Here is a 19,339-nt window from a genome sequence, read left to right as displayed (position 1 = left end):
CCGACAAGAGGTTGCCGAACGATGCCGCGCACCGACCTGCTCCGGCCCCTGCCCGAACTGCTCCGGTCCAACGCCGGGAGGTCCGGCGCCCGCACCGCCTACGCCGACGCCCGGCGGAGCGTGACCCACGCCGAGCTGGACGCCCGGACCGGGCGGCTCGCCGGTCACCTCGCCGACCTCGGCGTGTGGCCGTCGGACCGCGTCGTGGTCCTGCTGGGCGGCGTGTCCGCCGTGGAGGCCGTCCTGGCGGTGGTGCGGGCGGGCGGGATCGCCGTGCCGCTGGACCCGGAGCTGGACGACGCCGAGCTGGCGCGGCTGGTCGAGGACGCCGGTGCGGACACGGTGATCACCGACCCGGCCGGCGCGGTCCGCGTCGCACCGCTGAACCTGGTGGTGGACGGGGACTTCGCGGGCGCGCACTCGTTCGAGGAGCTGGCGACGACCGAGCCGGCCACGCCGGCCCGGGACGACCTCACCCTGGACGACCTGGCGTTCCTGACCTACACGGCGGGGGCGACCGGTCCGCGCAAGGGTGTGCTGTCCACGCAGCGCAACGCGCTGTGGCCGGCGGCGACGGCGTACTCGGTGCAGCTCGGGCTGACCCCGGACGACCGGCTGTTCTGGCCGCTGCCGGTGCACGCCGGGCTCTCGTTCCTGGTCGCGGCCACGGCGATGGGCGCGTCGGTGCGGCTGGCGTCCGGTCTCGCGCCGGACCAGCTGCGGCGCGTGCTCGCCGAGGACCGCAGCACGGTCGTGGCGGGCACGCCGTTGACGCACCGGGCGTTGCTGGACACCCCGCGCCCCGGCGCGGTCGGGGTCCGGCTGGGGCTGGTGGTCGGCGCGGTGGACGCGGCGGCGCGCGAGGTGTTCGAGGAGGCGTTCTCCGCTCCCCTGCTCACCGTCTACGCGACCACGGAGACGTCCGGGCCGATCGCGGTGAGCTGGCCGGACGGCGACCCGCGGCGGCGGTGCCTGCCGCTGCCGGGGTTGAGCGTGCGGGTGGTGGACCCGGTGTCCGGCGCGGACCTGGGTCCGGGTCAGGAGGGCGAGGTCTGGGTTTCCGGGCCGAACGTGATGGCGGGCGGGTACCACAACCTGGCCGCCGAGACGGCCGACGCGCTGCGTGGCGGCTGGCTGCGCACCGGTGACCTGGCGCGGCGCGACGAGTCCGGGTACCTGGCGGTGACCGGACGGCTCACGGACCTGGTGACCGTGGGCGAGCTGAAGGTGCGGCTGGACAAGTTGGACGCCGTGGTGCGCGCGGTGCCCGGCGTGGTCGACGCGGCCTGCGCCGCCGGCCCGGTGGCGTACGTCGTCGGGTCCGATGTGGACAGTGCTGCGGTGGTGGACGCCTGCCGCGCGGCGGGTGTGGCACTGCCCGCCGAGGTGTACGCGGTGCGCTCGATCCCGCGCACGACCGCCGGCACCCCGATCCGCCACCTGCTGTCCGACCTGCCCGCGCGGCTGCTGGGCGTGGCGACCACCGAGTACGGCACCCTGCACACGTCCGACGGTCCGGTGCGCGCGGTGCCCGGCACGGCTCTGAGCGGCACGGTTTCCTTCGTCGGCCGCGACGAAGCGCTGGTCCGCCACCTGACACAAGCGCACGACCTCCGCGAGGTCGAGCAGAACGCCGACGTCCTGGTCGCGTCCGACGCCGATGTCGTGGTCGCGTTCGACGCCGACCTCGAAGCCCTGGCCGACCACCCCGGTCGGCTCGTCGTGCTGTCCGCCGAGCGCTCCCCCGAGGCCGACGACCTGGTCTCGCAACGCCGTGAGCGCGGCCTGCCCGGACTCTCCCTGGCCTGGTCCGCACCCGGCTTCACCCCGCTGCCCGCCGAGCGCCGGGCCGCCGCGCTGGACGCGGCGCTGGCCGCCGACGAGCCGTGCGTGGTCGTCGGACGCGTGGCGGACACCGCCGTCGACACGTGCGCGGTCCGCGCCGAGCTGACCGCCCGCCTGCTGGCCACGCCCGAAGCCGACCGGGCCGCCGTGCTGCTGGACCTCGTGCACGCCGAGACCGGAGCGGTCCTGGGCGACCAGGCGCCGGCCGTGCTGGACGCCGAAACCCCGTTCCGCCGCCTGGGTTTCGACTCGCTGACCGCCGTGCAGCTGCGCGGCCGGCTCAGCGCCGCCACCGGCCTGGACCTGCCCGCGACCCTCGTCTTCGACTACCCGACCCCGGACACCGTGGTCGACCACCTGCTGGGCGAACTGGGCGCGGCACCCGAGCCCGGGCAGGACGCCCCGGCCGTCGTCGCCGTGCGGGACGACGAGCCGATCGCCATCGTCGGCATGGGCTGCCGCTTCCCCGGCGGGGTCGCCTCGCCGGACGACCTGTGGCGGCTGGTCGCCGACGGCGTGGACGCGATCAGCGACTTCCCGACCAACCGGGGCTGGGACCTCACGGCGTTGTTCGCGGGCGACGGCCCAGGGACCTCGGCGGCGGGCGCGGGCGGCTTCCTGCACGACGCGGCCGAGTTCGACGCCGAGTTCTTCGGCATCAGCCCGCGCGAGGCCCTCGCGATGGACCCGCAGCAGCGCGTGCTGATGGAGACCGCGTGGGAGGCGCTGGAACGCGCGGGCATCGACCCCGGCTCGCTGCGCGGCAGCGACACGGCGGTGTTCGCCGGCGTGCCGGTGCAGGACTACGGGCGCGGCGGGCACAGCGAGGACGACGGCGTCGACGGCTTCCTCATCACCGGCATCGCGAGCAGCGTCGCGTCCGGCCGCATCGCCTACGCGCTCGGGCTCGAAGGCCCGGCGATGACCGTGGACACGGCGTGCTCGTCGTCGCTGGTGGCGCTGCACCTGGCGGTGCGGGCGCTGCGGTCCGGCGAGTGCGGGATGGCGCTGGCCGGCGGCGTGACCGTGATGTCCGGTCCCGAGACGTTCACCGAGTTCTCCCGGCAGGGCGGCCTGTCCCGCGACGGCCGGTGCAAGGCGTTCTCCGACGACGCCGACGGCACCGGCTGGTCGGAGGGCGCGGGCATGCTGGTGCTGGAACGGCTGTCCGACGCGCGCCGCAACGGCCACCCGGTCGTCGCCGTGCTGCGCGGGTCCGCCGTGAACCAGGACGGCGCGTCCAACGGCCTCACCGCGCCCAACGGCCCGTCGCAGCAACGGGTCATCCGCCAGGCGCTGGCCAACGCGGGCCTGCGACCGTCCGATGTGGACGCCCTGGAAGCGCACGGCACCGGCACGACGCTGGGCGACCCGATCGAGGCCCAGGCCGTGCTCGCCACCTACGGCCAGGGCCGCGAGACCCCGCTGTGGCTGGGCTCGCTGAAGTCCAACATCGGCCACACCCAGGCGGCGGCCGGCGTCGGCGGCGTCATCAAGATGGTGATGGCCCTGCGCCACGGCGTGCTGCCGCGCACCCTGCACATCGGCGAACCGACCCGCAAGGTGGACTGGTCTGCGGGCGCGGTGGAACTGCTGACCGACGCCGTCGAGTGGCCGACGACCGACCGCCCCCGCCGGGCCGCCGTGTCGTCGTTCGGCATGAGCGGCACCAACGCCCACGTGATCATCGAAGAACCACCGGCCCCCGCCACGCCGTCACCGGTCAGCGTGGAGGCTGCGGGTGGGCCGGTGGTGGTGCCGTGGGTGTTGTCCGGGCGCAGTGAGGCGGCCGTCCGAGACCAGGCCCGCCGCCTGCTCGACCACGTCGAAGCCAACCCGGACCAGGACATCGCCGCCATCGGCCGGTCCCTGGCCACCACCCGCGTCACCTTCGACCACCGCACCACCGTGGTCGGTGCGGACCGTGACGAGCTGGTCGCCGCCCTCATCGCGGTCGCCTCCGGCAGCGAGCCCGGGACCGTGGTCACGCCCGGCAAGACCGCCTTCCTGTTCACCGGCCAGGGCTCGCAGCGCCTGGGCATGGGCGACGAGCTGAAGCAGTTCCCGGTGTTCGCGGACGCCTTCGCCGAGGCCTGCGCCGCCCTCGACCCGCACCTGCCCAAGCCACTCGCCGAAGTCCTGCACACCGACGAACTGCACGACACCGGCTACACCCAACCCGCCCTGTTCGCCTTCGAGACGGCCCTCCACCGCCTGGTCACCTCCTGGGGTGTCAAGCCGGACCACCTGATCGGCCACTCCATCGGCGAACTGGCCGCCGCGCACGTCGCCGGCGTGTTCTCGCTGGAAGACGCCGCCAAGCTGGTCGCCGCGCGAGGCCGGCTCATGCAGGCCCTGCCCCGAACCGGCGCGATGGTCGCGGTCCAGGCGGAGGAAGAGCAGGTCGCCGAGTTCCTGTCCGACCAAGTCGCCATCGCGGCCGTCAACACCCGCACTTCTCTCGTGCTGTCCGGCGAAGAAACGGCGGTCCTCAAGGCAGCCGAAGAACTCGCCGCCCGGGGCCACAAGACCAAGCGCCTGACCGTCTCGCACGCCTTCCACTCGCCGCTGATGGAACCGATGCTCGACGAGCTGCGCGAAGTCGCCGAGAGCATCACCCACCACACCCCGACGATCCCGCTGATCTCCACGGTCACCGGCCGCCCGTTCACCCCGACCGCCGACTACTGGCCGCGCCAGGTCCGCGAAGCCGTGCGGTTCGCCGACGCCGTGGACGCGCTGACCGGCGTCACCACCTACGTCGAGATCGGCCCGGACGCCGTGCTGTCGGCGCTCGTGCCCGACACCGCCATCCCGCTGACCCGCGCCAAGCGGGACGAGCGGCGCACGGCGGCGGAGGCGTTCGGCCGGCTGTTCGCCGCCGGGTCCACAGTGGACGGCACGGCGTTCTTCCCGAGCGCACCGACCGTCGAGCTGCCCACGTACGCGTTCCAGCGCCGGTCCTACTGGCTGCGCCCGGCGGACGGCGGCGACGTCGGCGCGGCGGGCCTGACCTCGGCCGCCCACCCGCTGCTGGGCGCGGTGCTGGGCGTGACGGACACCGACCGGCTCGTGCTCACCGGACGGCTGTCGCCGCAGGCCCAGCCGTGGCTCGCCGACCACGCGGTCGCGGACGCCGTGCTGCTGCCCGGCACCGCGTTCCTCGAACTGGCGGCCCAGGCCGCGCGGCACACCGGGTGCGCGGTGGTCGAGGAGATGACGCTCCAGGCCCCGCTGGTCCTCGGGCAGCGCCCGGTGAACCTCCAGGTGTGGATCGGGCGGCCCGACGAGCACGGCCGGCGCGAGTTCGGCGTGTACTCCCAGCCCGCCGACCACGAGCCGGGGCAGGAGTGGACGTCCCACGCGTCCGGCGTGCTGACCCCCGACGAGATCCCGCTGCCGGCCCCGGCCGGGCAGTGGCCGCCGGCCGGCGCGGAACCGGTCGAGGTGGACGACTTCTACGGCTGGCTCCTGGCCCGGGGCTTCGGCTACGGCCCGGCGTTCCAGGGCGTGCAGGAGGTGTGGCGGCGCGGGTCGGAACTGCACGCGCGGGTCGCCCTGCGGCCCGAGGAGGAGGTCGGCGCGGTGCGCTTCGGCGTGCACCCGGCCCTGCTGGACGCGGCTCTGCACCCGATGCTGCTCGACCTCGACGGCCAGGCGTGGCTGCCGTTCTCGTGGCGCGGGGTGCGGCTGCACCAGCCCGGGACGTCCTCCCTGCGGGTCCAGCTGACGCCGGCGGGCGAGCACGCCTACCGCGTGGCCGCGTTCGACGACGAGGGCAACCCGGTGCTGTCGGCGAACGCGGTCGCCGTGCGGCCGGTGTCGACGACCACCACCGGCCCGACGCCCGCGCTCTACGCGACCGAGTGGGTGCCGGTGGCGACCTCGTCCGCCGACACTGACGTCGAGGTCTTCCGCGCCCCGCCCGGCGACACCGCCGAGGCCGTGCGCGAGTCCCTGGCCGCGACCCTGGCGAAGCTCCAGGCGACCGGCGGCCGGCTCGCCGTGGTCGTGCGCGACGACCTCGCCGGCGCGGCCACGTGGGGCCTGGTCCGCTCCGCGCAGACCGAGCACCCGGACCGGTTCACGCTGGTCGAGACCGACGGCGCCGAGCCGTCCGAACGACTCCTGACCGCCGCCATCGCGACCGGTGAGCCCCAGCTGGCCGTCCGCGCCGGCGTGGTGACCACACCGCGACTGGCCAAGCACACACCGTCTACTTCGGACACCCCGTTGTTCGACCCGGCCGGCGCGGTGCTGATCACCGGCGGCACGGGCGGACTGGGTGCCGTGCTGGCCCGCCACCTGGTGACCACCCACGGCGCCCGCCACCTGGTCCTGACCTCCCGCCGTGGTCCGGACGCCCCCGGAGCCCTCGACCTCGCCGCCGAACTGGGCGAACTGGGCGCCCGCGTGGACGTCGTGGCCTGCGACGCCGCCGACCGTGCCGCCCTCGCCGCCCTGCTGGAACCGCTCGACCTGGTCGGCGTGGTCCACGCGGCGGGCGTGCTGGACGACGGCGTGCTGGAATCCCTCACCCCGGACCGCCTGGACACCGTCCTGCGGCCCAAGGTCGACGCGGCCCTCAACCTGCACGAACTGGCCGGTGACGTCGAGCTGTTCGTCCTGTTCTCGTCGGTCGCCGGCATCGTCGGCACGGCCGGCCAGGCCAACTACGCGGCGGCGAACGCGTTCCTCGACGGCCTCGCCGCCCACCGCCACGCCGAGGGCCTCGCCGCGACCGCCCTGTCCTGGGGCCTGTGGGACCAGGACGGCGCGATGTCGCACACCCTCGGCGAGGCGGACCTGGCCCGGCTCGCCCGCGGCGGCCTCCTCCCGCACAGCGTCGCCGACGGCCTGGCCCTGTTCGACGCGGCCTGCCGGTCCGGCCAACCGCACCTGGTGCCGGTCACCATCGACGTGGCCGCCGTGCGCGCCGCCGCCCATCCCGCACCACCCCTGCACGGCCTCGCCCGCGTGCCGCGCCGCCGCCAAGCCGCCACGCGGACGGGCTCCGGCCTGGCCCGCGAGCTGGCCGGCCGGAGCGCGGAGGAGCAGCGCCGGACCCTGCTGGACCTGGTGCGCGCGCAGGTCGCGACCGTCCTCGCCCACCCCGACCCGGCCTCGATCGGCGGCGCGAACCCGTTCAAGCAGCTGGGTTTCGACTCCCTGATGGCGGTCGAGCTGCGCAACCGGCTCAACACCGCGACCGGCCTGCGCCTGCCCGCGACCCTCACCTTCGACCACCCGACCCCCGAAGCGGTCGCCGAGCACCTGATGGGCGAGTTCGGCGGGCACGTGGACGAACAACGAGTCGTGGCGGCCCGGCCCGCGGACGAGCCGATCGCGATCGTCGGCATGGCGTGCCGCTACCCCGGCGGCGTCAGCTCGCCCGAGGACCTGTGGCACATGCTCGCCACCGGCCGCGACGGCATCACCGGCTTCCCCACCGACCGCGGCTGGGCGCTGGACTCCCTGTTCGACCCGGACCCCGACACCCCCGGCACCAGCTACGTCCGGGAGGGCGGGTTCCTGCTGGACGCGGCCCGGTTCGACGCCGACTTCTTCGGCATCAGCCCCCGCGAGGCGCTGGCGATGGACCCGCAGCAACGCGTGTTCCTGGAGTCCTGCTGGGAGGCGCTGGAGAGCGCCGGCCTCCAGCCGGACGCGCTGCGCGGCTCGGCGACGGGCGTGTTCACCGGGCTCATGACGCACGACTACGCGGCCCGCTCCAGCGCGGTGCCCGAGGGCGTCGAGGGGTTCTGGGGAACCGGCACCGCGGGCAGCGTGGCGTCCGGGCGGGTGGCCTACACGCTCGGGCTGGAGGGTCCGGCGGTCACCGTCGACACCGCGTGCTCGTCGTCCCTGGTCGCCCTGCACCTCGCGGCGCAGGCGCTGCGGTCCGGGGAGTGCACGCTGGCGCTGGCCGGCGGCGTGACCGTGATGGCCACGCCCGGCCTGTACGTGGAGTTCTCCAAGCAGCGCGGGCTCGCGCCGGACGGGCGGTGCAAGGCGTTCTCGTCCACCGCGAACGGCACGGCGTGGGCCGAGGGCGTCGGTGTCCTGGTCGTGGAACGGCTGTCGGACGCCCGGCGCAACGGGCACCGCGTGCTCGCCGTGCTGCGCGGCTCGGCGGTGAACCAGGACGGCGCGTCCAACGGCCTCACCGCACCCAACGGGCCGTCCCAGCAGCGGGTCATCCGCCAGGCGCTGGCCAACGCGGGCCTCCAGCCGTCCGAAGTGGACGCCGTCGAGGCCCACGGCACCGGCACCGTGCTGGGCGACCCGATCGAAGCGCAGGCCATCCTCGCCACCTACGGCCAGGACCGGGCGACCCCGCTGCGGTTGGGATCGCTCAAGTCCAACATCGGCCACACCCAGGCCGCCGCCGGCGTCGGCGGTGTCATCAAGATGGTGCTGGCCATGCGGCACGGCGTGCTGCCGCGGACCCTGCACGTCGAGGAGCCGTCGCCGAAGGTGGACTGGGCGGCCGGGTCCGTGCAGCTGCTCACGGAGCCCGCCGAGTGGCCGGTGAACGGGCACCCGCGCCGGGCCGGCGTGTCGTCGTTCGGCGTCAGCGGGACCAACGCGCACGTGATCATCGAGGAGCCGCCGGCCGCACCGGTGTCCGGTGGCGAGCCCGCTCCGATCGTGCCGTGGGTCCTCTCGGCCCGCACCGAACCCGCCCTGCGCGACCAGGCCCGCCGCCTGCTCGACCACGTCACCGACCAGCCCCTGGTGGACATCGGCAACACCCTGGCCACGGGCCGGGTCGCCTTCGACCACCGAGCCGTCGTGACCGGCACCTCGCGCGAGGACCTGCTGCGCGGACTCGCCTCCCTGGCGAACGCCGAGGACGCTCCGGGCGTGGTGGTCGACGCGGTGCGCAACGGCGCTCTGGCGTTCCTCTTCACCGGCCAGGGCTCACAACGGCTGGGCATGAGCGCGGCCCTGTCCACGTTCCCTGTCTTCGCCGAAGCGTTCGCCGAGGCGTGCGCGGCGTTGGACCCGCACCTGCCCAAGCCACTGGCCGAGGTCCTGCACACCGACGAACTGCACGACACCGGCTACACCCAACCCGCCCTCTTCGCCTTCGAAACAGCCCTGCACCGCCTCTTCACCTCCTGGGGCGTCAAGCCGGACTACCTCGCGGGCCACTCCATCGGCGAATTCGCAGCGGCTTATGCGGCTGGCGTGTTCACCCTCGTCGACGCCGCCCGCCTAGTCGCCGCTCGCGGCCGGTTGATGCAGGCCCTTCCGGCGGGCGGTGCGATGCTGGCGGTCCAGGCGACCGAGGAGCAGGTCACCGACCTGCTCTCCGACGACCTCGCCATCGCCGCTATCAACGCGTCGAACTCCGTGGTCCTCTCCGGCACCGAGCAAGCAGTCCTCGCCGCCGCCGAGACCTTGACCACCCGAGGCCACAAGACAAAGCGCCTCACCGTCTCCCACGCCTTCCACTCCCCGCTCATGGAACCGATGCTCGACGACCTGCGCGAAGTCGCCGAGAGCATCACCCACCACCCACCCACCACTCCCCTCGTCTCCACCGTCACCGGCGAGCCCTACACGCCCACCCCGGACTACTGGGTGCGCCAAGCCCGCGCCGCCGTCCGGTTCGCGGACGCCGTGGACACGTTGCGGGACAAGGGAGTGCGCACTTTCCTGGAGGTCGGACCCGATGCGGCACTGTCGGCGATGGTGGACTCCGACGAAGTCGTGGCGGCCACGCGGCGCGACCGCGACGACGTCACCGCGGTCGTCGGCGCGGTGGGCCGGCTGCACGCGCGGGGCGTGCCCGTAGCCTGGGCGGCCTTCTTCCCCGGCGCGGGACAGGTCGACCTGCCCACCTACGCCTTCCAGCACCAGCGGTACTGGCTGGTCACCGACGAGACGACCGGCAGCCCGACCGGCCTGGGCCTGGGCGCGGCGGACCACCCGCTGCTCGGCGCGGTCCTGGGCCTCGCCGATTCGGACCGCGCGGTGCTCACCGGCCGCCTGTCCCTGCGCGACCAGCCGTGGCTGGCCGACCACGCCGTCTTGGGCTCGGTCCTGCTGCCCGGCGCGGCGCTGGTGGAGCTGGCCCGGCGGGCGGCCGACCACGTGGACCTCGACGTCGTGGAGGAACTGACCCTGCACGCGCCCCTGGTCCTGCCCGCCGAGGGCGCGGTGCGGGTGCAGGTCGAGGTCGGCGAGCCGGACGAGTCCGGCGCCCGCCCGGTCCGCATCCACTCCCGCCCCGAGACCGCCCCCGACGACGAGCCCTGGACCCAGCACGCCGCCGGCGTCCTGTCCACCGCCGCCGCACCCGACACGGGGTGGACCGCCGAGTGGCCGCCTGCCGACGCCGTCGCCGCGTCCGTCGACGAGCTGTACGAACGGATCGCGGACCTGGGCGTCGACTACGGCCCGGCGTTCCGCGGCCTGACGGCGGTGTGGCGGCACGGCGACGACCTGCTCGCCGAGGTCACCCTGCCCGACGGCGTCCCGACCGGGTTCGGCCTGCACCCCGTGCTGCTCGACGCCGCCCTGCACACCCTGTTCCTCGACGCCGAGGGCGTGCGCCTGCCGTTCGCCTGGCACGGCGTGCACGTGACGTCGACCGGTGCCACCGGCCTGCGCGTGCGGATCAGCCCCACCGGCCCCGACACCTACGCGCTGTCGTTCGCCGACCCCTCCGGCACCCCCGTGGCGACCGTGGAGTCCCTGACGGCCCGCCCGGTCAGCGCGCAAGACCTGTCCACTGTGGACTCCCTCTACCGCCTGGACTGGGTGCCCGTCCCGACCCCGTCCGGCCCGGTCGACACGCCCGAGGTGGTCGAGGTCGGCGCCGGCGACGCCCCCGACGCGGTCCGCGCGGCGGTCCACCACGCCCTGGCCGCGATCCAGGAGTGGCTGCCCGGCGACCGCTCCCCGCTGGTGTTCGTCACCCGGGGCGCGACCGACGGCACCAACCCGGCCGGCGCGGCCGTGTGGGGCCTCGTGCGGTCGGCGCAGACCGAGCACCCGGACCGGTTCGTGCTGGTCGACACCGACGACGCCACCCACGTCGGCACGGCCGTGGCGACCGGCGAGCCCCAGGTCGCGGTCCGCCGCGGCACCCTCACCGTGCCGCGCCTGGGCAAGCTGAAGCCCACCGGGGACCGACGCCTGTTCGACCCGGCCGGCACCGTCCTGATCACCGGCGGCACCGGCGCCCTGGGCGCCGACCTGGCCCGCCACCTGGTGACCGCCCACGGCGCCCGCCACCTGGTCCTGACCTCCCGCCGAGGCCCGGACGCGCCCGGAGCCCTCGACCTCGCCGCGGAACTGGACGCCCGCGTGGACGTCGTGGCCTGCGACGCCGCCGACCGTGACGCCCTGACCGCTCTCCTGGACACCCTGCCGAACCTGGTGGGCGTCGTCCACGCGGCCGGCGTCCTGGACGACGGCACGATCGAGTCCCTGACCCCGGCCCGCGTCGACGCGGTGCTGCGCGCCAAGGTGGACGCGGCCCGGAACCTGCACGACCTGGTCGGCGACGTGGACCTGTTCGCCCTGTTCTCCTCCGCCACCGGCCTCCTGGGCACGGCCGGCCAGGCGAACTACGCGGCGGCCAACGCCTACCTCGACGCCCTGGCCACCCACCGCCAGGCGGCCGGCCTTCGCGCCACGTCCCTGGCGTGGGGCTTGTGGCAGCAGGACAGCGCCATGTCCGGCCACCTGACCGAGGCCGACCTGGCCCGCATCACCCGCGGCGGGGTCCTCCCCCACACCGTGACGGAAGGCCTGGCCCTGTTCGACGCGGCCATCCGATCCGCCGAACCCGTCGTGGCGCCGATCAAACTGGACCTCACCACCCTCCGCGCCGCGACGACCGTCGCCCCACCCCTACGCACCTTCACCAAGTCCCGCAAACAAACCACCACCCCCGCCACCCCCCTGCGCGACCGCCTGGCGGCACTAGCGGAACCGGAACAACGCGACCTGCTCCTGGACGTCGTCCGCACCAACGTCGCCGCGGTCCTGGCCCACGCCACCACCGACACCATCCCGCCCGACACGGCGTTCAAACAGCTGGGCTTCGACTCCCTGACCGCGGTGGAACTCCGCAACCGCCTCAACACCGCCACCGGCCTGCGCCTCCCCGCCACCCTGACCTTCGACCACCCGACCCCCGCGGCCCTCGTCGAACTCCTGCTCCAGGAACTGGGCGGCAGCCAGGCGACACTCCGGATGCGCGCCGCGGTGGACGGCATAGCCCGCCTCGAAGCCACCCTCGACCTGGTAGACGCCGACACCACCGACGCCGACATCGCCACCGCCCTGCAACGTCTCCTCACGAAGTGGCGCGACAGGTCCACGCCGCAGGAGGAAGCCGACCTCAGCACGGCGACGGCCGACGACATCTTCGACATCCTCGACAACGAACTGGACATCGCCTGACCCCCGCCGCGACGCGCGGGGCTGTCAGGAGGTGGGCACTCGCCAGTCGGCCAGCAGGCGGTTCAGCGCGTCGGCTCGTTTGACGATGATCCCGCGACGAGCGGCCAACTCGTCGGGATCGGCATGAGCGGCACTGGCGCTCATCTGCGGTTCCCACCGCCGGTAGATCATGCCGACCTCGTCGGTGAACCACCCGTCGGAGACGGCGTCCAAAGCCATCAGCAACCCGGTGTCTTCGGACGCCGGCAGCGCCATCCACCCACCGAGTGCGACGAGCGTGGCATGGGAGATGCACAGCGTTGCGGGGTGGACCAGGATCCGGAAGGACTCGGTCGTGTAGGCGTGGTAGGCGGCACCGGAAGGAATGCGCCCGGGGCTGGGGTCGTAGGGGTAGTGCGGGCTGCGCACTCCATCGCGGTCGTCCACGACCCTGCTCGCCGCCCACGAGACGCCTGGTTGCGAGAGCCCGAAGATGTCCCGGGCCAGTGCGCCGGGGGTCAGCCTGTCGTCCGCGTCCAACGTTTTGACGAGGTCACCACCCGCCCGTGCCAAAGCCATCGTCCGGGCGATACCAGGCCCGCCCTTCCGGGAGGCGCCGAAAGAGATCCGGGCGTCGTCGGACGGCAGCACGGACCGAACGACGTCCTGGTCTTCCCGGGCGACGCTGTCGCACTGGACCAGCCACTCCCAGGACCAGCCGACCGGCAACCGCTGTGAGCGCAACGACTCCCACGTCTCCGGTAGGTGTTTGCTGCGCTCCGGGTCGACGGCGGTGATGACGCTGACCACGTTCATCCAGCGTCGACCTCGCCTTCGGACACGATGTGCTCCGTCGCGATCGTCATCCGGTCACCTCGGATCGTGATGTCGGCCGTTTCGACCGGGAGACCGCCGGCCAGGTGCGTTCGCTCGAGGTAGAACACGGGGATTCCCTCGCCGATCTCCAGTTCCCCGGATTCCGCCGCCGTCGGCATCCGGGAGTGCGTCTCCTCGAGGACGCGGGTCACCCGCACACCGATGCCCGCGAACCGCGCGATGACGTCCGGGTGCCCGGACTCCGGCGGGACTTCGATCGGCGTGCCGCGGGTGACGGCCAGGGGTTCCCACTGCGTGCTGCGCTGGATCGGGCCTTGCTCGTCGCGCCAGAAGTAGTCGATCCGGGAGACCGGATCACCCTCGGCGATCGCGAGGCGACGCGCGACCCGGGCCGGCGCCCGCTCCACCGACGCCCGGCCGGCCAGGGTGATGCCCTCGTTCTGGCGCTTGAACTCGGCGGTGGTGGGGCTGACCCCGTCCGCCGAGTTCCGGTACCGGCGCGAGCTGACCCGCACCAGCATCGGGCGCTTGGCCACGAACGAGCCCTGCCCGCGATCGGTTCTGATCAGGCCCTGCTCGCGCAGTTCACCGAGAGCCTTGAGCGCCGTGCTCATGGCCACGTTCAAGCTATCGGCGAGTTCGCGCGTCGACGGGACGCGATCGCCCACCGCCAGGTCACCGGTGCGGATCCGGTCGGCCAGGTGGTCGGCGACCTGCCGCCAGATCGGTACGCCCGACGAGGTGTTGAACTCCATGTCCGCCTTCGTGCTCACCACCAGACTCTAACGCGCCCGTTCGGGTGTTGCGCAACACGGGAACACTGGTGTTACGCTGCACCGCAACACCGGGACACCAGTGAGGCCGGTCACAGCAAGTGCACCTGGAGGGGACATGACGAAGCAGCGGATGGGTCCACTCGTCATCGAGGACGTGCGCGGGCGCCGCGTCAGGCGGGTGGCACTGGTGTCGGCGCTGGTGTTCTGCCTGATCACCGCGCCGGAGGCGTCGGCGCGGGTGATGCGGGCAGTGCTGGAGTCGTTGATCGAGTTCGCCCAGAACCTCTAGACGAGTAATGCGCAAGACGCCCCTTCGCGCCCCGCAGGGCGCGCGCTTTTCGAAGGGCTCGCGCAGCAGACCTCCCGACTTGGGCTTCTTCCGTCATCCCCGTATGGCCTGCCCGAAGGGCTACCACACTTTCCAGGGGTTGCAGCCGAAAGTTTTTGCGAGGAACGAGCAAAAAGTTTTAGCGGCAACCCCTGGAAAGTGTGGTTGGCTCCGCCAGGCCATACGGGGATGACGGAAGAAGCCCCCGCCCTTTCTTTTCCGTCCATCCTTGGCGGCCTGCCCGCCGGCGAGGCCCTTTTCGCTCTTCAAGCTCTTCAAGATCTTTGAACGCAACGCTTCGCTCTCAAGCCGAACGCGCTGCGCGCTCTCAAGATCAAAAGCAGCGCTCGCCGCGCGGCAGGCCCCCGGGGGGAAGGGCGTCGATTTCTTTCCCCGCCCAGCCTGCCGGAGGCAACCACGTTTCGTTCTTTTTCGCAACCGGTAAAGCGTGGTTGCAAAAAAGAACGAAACGTGGTTGGGCTTCGCCCAGGCCGGACGGGGAAAGAAACCGAGGCCCTTCCCGTGGTCGCTGCCGCTTGGCGGAACGCAAGAGCCCCCCGCCCTTCGGGCGTAGCGCCTTCGGCGGAAAAGCAGGTCGGGGCTTCCCAGCGGAGGGGGCTCAGCGGTGGTTGAGGAGCACCGGAAGAGCGGCCACGTCGTTGGCGATGAAGGAGTGCAGGGGTGCGATCTCCTCCGGGGCGACCGCCAGCGCCAGGTTCGGGAAGCGGGCGAACAGGGCCGGCACCGCCACGTTCGCCTCCAGTCGGGCCAGGCGGGCGCCGGGGCAGAAGTGGGGACCCAGGCCGAACGCCAGGTGTTCCTTGTCGGCGCGGTCCACGTCGAAGACCTCGGGGTGCTCGTGGACGTTCGGGTCGCGGCCGTGGGCCAGGTAGTTGATCAGGATCGCGTCGCCGGCCCGGATCACCACGCCCTCGCCCAGGTCGATGTCCTCCTTGGCCCAGCGCATCGGCAGCGAGCCCACCGGGCAGTGCACGCGCAGCGACTCCTCGACGGCGTCCGGCCAGCGGCTCGGGTCGGCCAGCACGACGGCCAGCTGTGCCGGGTTGGCCAGCAGTTCGCGGACGGTGTGGTCGATCAGGGACACGGTGGTCTGGCTGCCGCCGCCGATGAGCAGCAGGAGCATGTCCACCAGCTCCTGCTCGGCCAGCGGTTCCTCGCCGACCACGCGCGCGGCGAGCAGGAAGCTGGTCAGGTCGTCGGCGGGCTCGCGGCGCTTGAGGTCGATGAGCTGCCGCATGGCCACGTTCATGTCGGTGAACACCGCGGCCGACTCTTCCTCCGGCACGTTGTCGGTGTTGAGCACCACGCGCAGGATGCGCAGGACTTCGGGGCGCAGGTCGTCGGGGACGCCGAACAGGTCGCAGATCATGCGGGTCGGCAGCTGCTGCGAGTACGCGGTGTGCAGGTCCACCGGCTGGTCGGCCGGGTGCTCGGCCAGGTCGTCCAGCAGGCGCTTGGCGATGGCCTCCAGGTGCGGGCGCATGGCGTCGATCCGCTTGGGGGTCAGGGCGGGCGCGACGAGTTGGCGCAGGCGCTGGTGCTCACGCCCCTCCGCGGTGGACATGGACTCCATGTCCACCCAAGGCGACAGCCACTGCACCACGCCGGGCGAGTAGCTGGGCACGTTCTTCTTGACGTTCCGGGAGACCCCGGGGTGCGTCAGCAGCTTGCGGACCACGTCGCCGCGCGAGATCGACCACGCCGACATGCCTTCCGGCAGCTCGACGGCCACGGCCGGACCCGCCGCCCGGAACTGGTCCATCTGGGCGTACAGGCACTTGCCACCCCGGCTGTCGATCTTCGCGGTGGTGGCAGCGCTGAAGTCGATCATCGTGCGCCTCCGGGAAAAAGATGACTGGAAACACCACGAAACTACCGCCCGCACAGAAATCGCAGGGTAATCGCGCACTGGAATTCCGCTCGACGAACGCGCAGGTCATTGCCGTGCCCGGACGCGCCTGATTAGTGTTGCGGGCACAGTCTTTCGCAATTCGATGGAAGAGGCGGCGGCGATCCCGTCCTGCTCGTTCGACATTCCACGGCACACCGTTCACGTGAGGAAGCTGGGAACAATGGAGAGCATCAGCCGGGTCGGCGTGGTCGGGTGCGGGGTCATGGGCGCGGGGATCGCCGAGCTGTGCGCCCGCGCCGGGCTGGACGTGCTGGTCGGAGTGTCGCGGCCGGCGTCGCGGGACGCCGGGCGCGCGCGGCTCGCCGCGTCGTTGGACCGCTTGGTGGGCAAGGGGAAGCTGGGCGCCGAGGACCGGGACGCGGCGCTGGCGCGGATCTCGTTCACCGCGGACCTGGGCGACTTCGCCGACCGCCAGCTCGTGGTGGAGGCAGTGTCGGAGCAGGAGTCGGTGAAGCTGGACGTCTTCGCCACGCTGGACAAGGTGGTCGAGGACGAGCACGCGATCCTCGGGTCCAACACGTCGTCGTTCCCGATCGTGCAGCTGGGCGGCGTGACCAGCCGGCCGGAGAACGTGGTCGGCCTCCACTTCTTCAACCCCGCCACGGTCCTGCCGCTGGTGGAGGTCGTCGGGTCGGTCCTCACCGACGCGTCCACCGTGGACCGCGCCGAGGTGTTCGTCACCGAGGCGCTGGGCAAGCAGGTCGTGCGCACCAAGGACCGCGCGGGTTTCGTGGTGAACGCGCTGCTGATCCCGTACCTGCTGTCCGCGGTGCGGATGCTGGAGTCCGGGATGGCGCCGATCGCCGACATCGACAAGGCGATGACGCTGGGCTGCGCGCACCCGATGGGACCGCTGAGCCTGATCGACCTGATCGGCCTGGACATCGTGGCCGCGATCAGCGAGTCGCTCTACAAGGAGTACCGCGAGCCGCACTACTCCCCGCCGCCGCTGCTGGCGCGCATGGTGTCGGGCGGCCTGCTGGGCAAGAAGACCGGCCGAGGTTTCTACGAGTACCCACGATGACGCCGCACGAGGAGCTCGTAGGGTTGCTGGACGCCGGTGGCGCGCGGTACCGCCTGATCCACCACGCGCCGGAGGGCGTCACGTCGCCGGCGAGCCGCTTGCGCGGGCACCCGCTGTCCCAGGCGGCGAAGTGCATCGTGGCGCGGGTCAAGCACGGCAAGAAGGTGAACCGCTTCCTGCTGGCCGTGGTGCCTGGTGACCGGTTGGTCGCGCTGGAGGCGTTGCGCGAGCTGTGGGGCGGCACGTACGTGTCGTTCGCGACCCGGGAGACGGCGGAGGAGCTGTCCGGGTGCGTCAGCGGCACCATCGTCCCGTTCACCTTCCGGGACGACCTGGAACTGGTCGTCGACCGGACGTTGTTGGAGGAGCCGGAGATGTTCTTCAACGCGGCGCGGCTGGACGTCTCGGTCGCGCTGGACACCCGGGACTACGTCCGGCTGGCCCGACCGAGGGTCGAGGACATCGCCGGCGAGCCGTTGGCGGAGACGGGATGAGCGCGCCAGCGGACGTCCTCGGCGCGCGCTTGCGCCGGGTGTTGGGCGAGGCGAAGTACCTGTCGCTGGCCACCGTGTCGGCGTCCGGCGAGCCGTGGTCGGCGGTGCTCCAGTACGCCGTGCTGCCCGATCCGCTGCGGTTCCTGTTCGGCTCGGCGGTCGGGTCGAGGCACAGCCGGGACGTCGCCGCCCGGCCGGCGGTGAGCGGGTCCCTGTTCGTGACCGGGGAGTCGCTGACGGAGGTCGACGGTGCCCAGTTCGCCGGGACGTGCCGGGAACTGACCGAGGACGAGGTGCGCGCCCACCACGCCGCCTTCTACGACGCCCTGCTGCCGGACGAGGCGTCCCGGGCGGAGTACACCCTGCCGGTGACCGCGCTGCTGGCGCCGGCGGAGCACCGGATCTACCAGGTGGCGGTGGACCGGATCTGGCTCATCGACACGTCGAGGTGGATCGAGGACCGCATCGACCGCCGCGTGGAGGTCCCACTCCCCTGAACAGGCCGGCGGACTGTGCTCGTGGGCGCGCGGCCAGGAGCGGGAGCGCGCCGGCGGACCGGGGTGGACCGGTCCGCCGGGTACCCGGGGCTACAGGTCCGCGAGGCGCGGGACGAGCGGCGTGGCGACCTGCTCGACCCAGGCGGCCGGGGCGTCGCCCGGCGGGACCAGGATCACCGTGTCGATGCCCAGCTCGCCGTAGTCGGCGATGTCGCGCAGGAAGTCGTCGATGGTCTCGACCGTCGGCGTGGGGCGGTAGGTGATGGTCTTGTCGATGGCCCCGAAGTCCGTGCCGAGCCGGTCGCAGTGGGCGCGCAGCACGTCGAGCTTGTGCCGGACCTGGTCCTTGTCGCCGCTGAACAGGTTGCACGCGGTGGCGTACTGGGCGACCATCCGCAGCGTCTTCTTCTCGCCGCCACCGCCGATCATGATCGGGGGACGGCGGATCGGCTGCGGCGAGCACAGGGTCTCGGTGAGCTGGTAGTGCTTGCCGTCGAAGGATCCGTTGTTCTCCGGGTCCCACATCTGCAAGCAGATCTGGATGGCCTCCTCCAGCCGCTCGAACCGCTCCGACAGCGGCGGGAACGGCACACCCAGGCCGAGGTGCTCCCGCTCGTACCAGGCCGCGCCGATGCCCAGCTCGACCCGCCCGCCGGACAGCACGTCCACAGTGGACACGATCTTGGCCAGCAGGCCGGGGTGGCGGTAGGTGACGCCGGTGACCAGCAGGCCCAGCTGCACGGCCGAGGTGTGGGCGGCGAGGAAGCCGAGGGTCGCGTAGCCCTCCAGCATCGGGTCCGTGGCCGGCTTGAACCCGTCCATCTGGAAGAAGTGGTCCATCACGGAGAGGCGGGCGGCTCCGGCGGCCTCGACGGCCTGGCCGACCTTCGCCAACTCGGGCGCGATACCGGCCGCGCCGTCGGGGACGGTGAATTCGATGACATGGATTCCCAAGCGCACCCCGCCAGCCTAGGAACTGGAGTGCACTCCAGCACAAGGGGCAACCTGAAGTTCACACGATCCCCGGCTCACCAGGCGTCGGACAGGAACGTCCGGCCCTCCTCCGGATCGGGGTCGTCACCGCCGCGCCGGACCGGACGCGACCGCCCTGACCAGCGCGGTCCGGGCGACTCCCCGGCCCCGGTCGGCCCGGCAGCAGGCGGTTCGGTGGCACGCGGTTCGGCGACGGGCGGTTCGGCGG

9 protein-coding genes are annotated in these 19,339 nt (G+C 72.8%); 5 read left to right on the top strand and 4 right to left on the bottom strand.

The window, feature by feature from the left end:
* Positions 1-21 precede the first annotated feature (21 nt).
* Positions 22-12,270: an SDR family NAD(P)-dependent oxidoreductase gene (locus tag WBN91_RS26465; protein WP_337727833.1), complete on the top strand. Its 12,249-nt coding sequence runs from the start codon at positions 22-24 to the stop codon at positions 12,268-12,270.
* Positions 12,271-12,294: 24 nt separating this feature from the next.
* Here the strand turns inward: WBN91_RS26465 and WBN91_RS26460 are convergent, their stop codons facing one another.
* Both WBN91_RS26460 and WBN91_RS26455 read right to left on the bottom strand, forming a co-directional pair.
* Positions 12,295-13,065 (bottom strand): glycosyltransferase family A protein, encoded by a 771-nt coding sequence (locus WBN91_RS26460; protein ID WP_337727832.1) that lies wholly within the window; start codon positions 13,063-13,065, stop codon positions 12,295-12,297.
* On the bottom strand, positions 13,062-13,859 hold the full coding sequence (locus WBN91_RS26455) for a GntR family transcriptional regulator (RefSeq protein WP_337727831.1): 798 nt from the start codon (positions 13,857-13,859) through the stop codon (positions 13,062-13,064). The genes WBN91_RS26460 and WBN91_RS26455 overlap by 4 nt, the downstream gene beginning before the upstream one ends.
* A 118-nt stretch (positions 13,860-13,977) precedes the next feature.
* Between WBN91_RS26455 and WBN91_RS26450 the strand changes: the two genes are divergently transcribed.
* A complete protein-coding gene (locus WBN91_RS26450; RefSeq protein WP_337727830.1) occupies positions 13,978-14,151 on the top strand; it encodes a hypothetical protein in 174 nt (57 codons plus the stop codon).
* Between the two features lie 658 nt (positions 14,152-14,809).
* Here WBN91_RS26450 and WBN91_RS26445 read toward each other — a convergent pair.
* Positions 14,810-16,042, bottom strand: a complete 1,233-nt coding sequence (locus tag WBN91_RS26445; protein ID WP_337729017.1) for a cytochrome P450 family protein — start codon at positions 16,040-16,042, stop codon at positions 14,810-14,812.
* A gap of 241 nt (positions 16,043-16,283) precedes the next feature.
* Here WBN91_RS26445 and WBN91_RS26440 point away from each other — a divergent pair, with 241 nt between their 5' ends.
* Genes WBN91_RS26440 through WBN91_RS26430 form a run of 3 tightly spaced genes read left to right on the top strand, consistent with a single transcriptional unit; the run spans position 16,284 to position 18,138 of the window.
* The gene (locus WBN91_RS26440; protein ID WP_337729016.1) at positions 16,284-17,147 is read left to right on the top strand and encodes a 3-hydroxybutyryl-CoA dehydrogenase; all 864 of its coding nucleotides are present in this window, start codon (positions 16,284-16,286) and stop codon (positions 17,145-17,147) included.
* On the top strand, positions 17,144-17,641 hold the full coding sequence (locus WBN91_RS26435; RefSeq protein ID WP_337729015.1) for a YbaK/EbsC family protein: 498 nt from the start codon (positions 17,144-17,146) through the stop codon (positions 17,639-17,641). The genes WBN91_RS26440 and WBN91_RS26435 overlap by 4 nt, the downstream gene beginning before the upstream one ends.
* Positions 17,638-18,138: a pyridoxamine 5'-phosphate oxidase family protein gene (locus WBN91_RS26430; RefSeq protein WP_337729014.1), complete on the top strand. Its 501-nt coding sequence runs from the start codon at positions 17,638-17,640 to the stop codon at positions 18,136-18,138. Before WBN91_RS26435 ends, WBN91_RS26430 begins: the two co-directional genes overlap by 4 nt.
* Positions 18,139-18,228: 90 nt before the next feature.
* Here the strand turns inward: WBN91_RS26430 and WBN91_RS26425 are convergent, their stop codons facing one another.
* Positions 18,229-19,098, bottom strand: a complete 870-nt coding sequence (locus tag WBN91_RS26425; protein ID WP_337729013.1) for an LLM class F420-dependent oxidoreductase — start codon at positions 19,096-19,098, stop codon at positions 18,229-18,231.
* Between the last annotated feature and the right edge of the window lie 241 nt (positions 19,099-19,339).

This window comes from Saccharothrix sp. CCNWYY140, assembly GCF_037401995.1.
Taxonomy (GTDB): domain Bacteria; phylum Actinomycetota; class Actinomycetes; order Mycobacteriales; family Pseudonocardiaceae; genus Actinosynnema.
The sequence above is the reverse complement of the archived record's forward strand: the minus strand, read 5'-3'. Positions and strand labels throughout refer to the sequence as shown.

Bases quoted from the DNA above. Each gene is read 5' to 3' on its own strand.
- WBN91_RS26465 (WP_337727833.1), top strand. From the start codon at position 22: ATGCCGCGCACCGACCTGCTCCGGCCCCTGCCCGAACTGCTCCGGTCC.
- WBN91_RS26435 (WP_337729015.1), top strand. From the start codon at position 17,144: ATGACGCCGCACGAGGAGCTCGTAGGGTTGCTGGACGCCGGTGGCGCG.
- WBN91_RS26460 (WP_337727832.1), bottom strand. From the start codon at position 13,065: ATGAACGTGGTCAGCGTCATCACCGCCGTCGACCCGGAGCGCAGCAAA.
- WBN91_RS26445 (WP_337729017.1), bottom strand. From the start codon at position 16,042: ATGATCGACTTCAGCGCTGCCACCACCGCGAAGATCGACAGCCGGGGT.
- WBN91_RS26440 (WP_337729016.1), top strand. From the start codon at position 16,284: ATGGAGAGCATCAGCCGGGTCGGCGTGGTCGGGTGCGGGGTCATGGGC.
- WBN91_RS26450 (WP_337727830.1), top strand. From the start codon at position 13,978: ATGACGAAGCAGCGGATGGGTCCACTCGTCATCGAGGACGTGCGCGGG.
- WBN91_RS26430 (WP_337729014.1), top strand. From the start codon at position 17,638: ATGAGCGCGCCAGCGGACGTCCTCGGCGCGCGCTTGCGCCGGGTGTTG.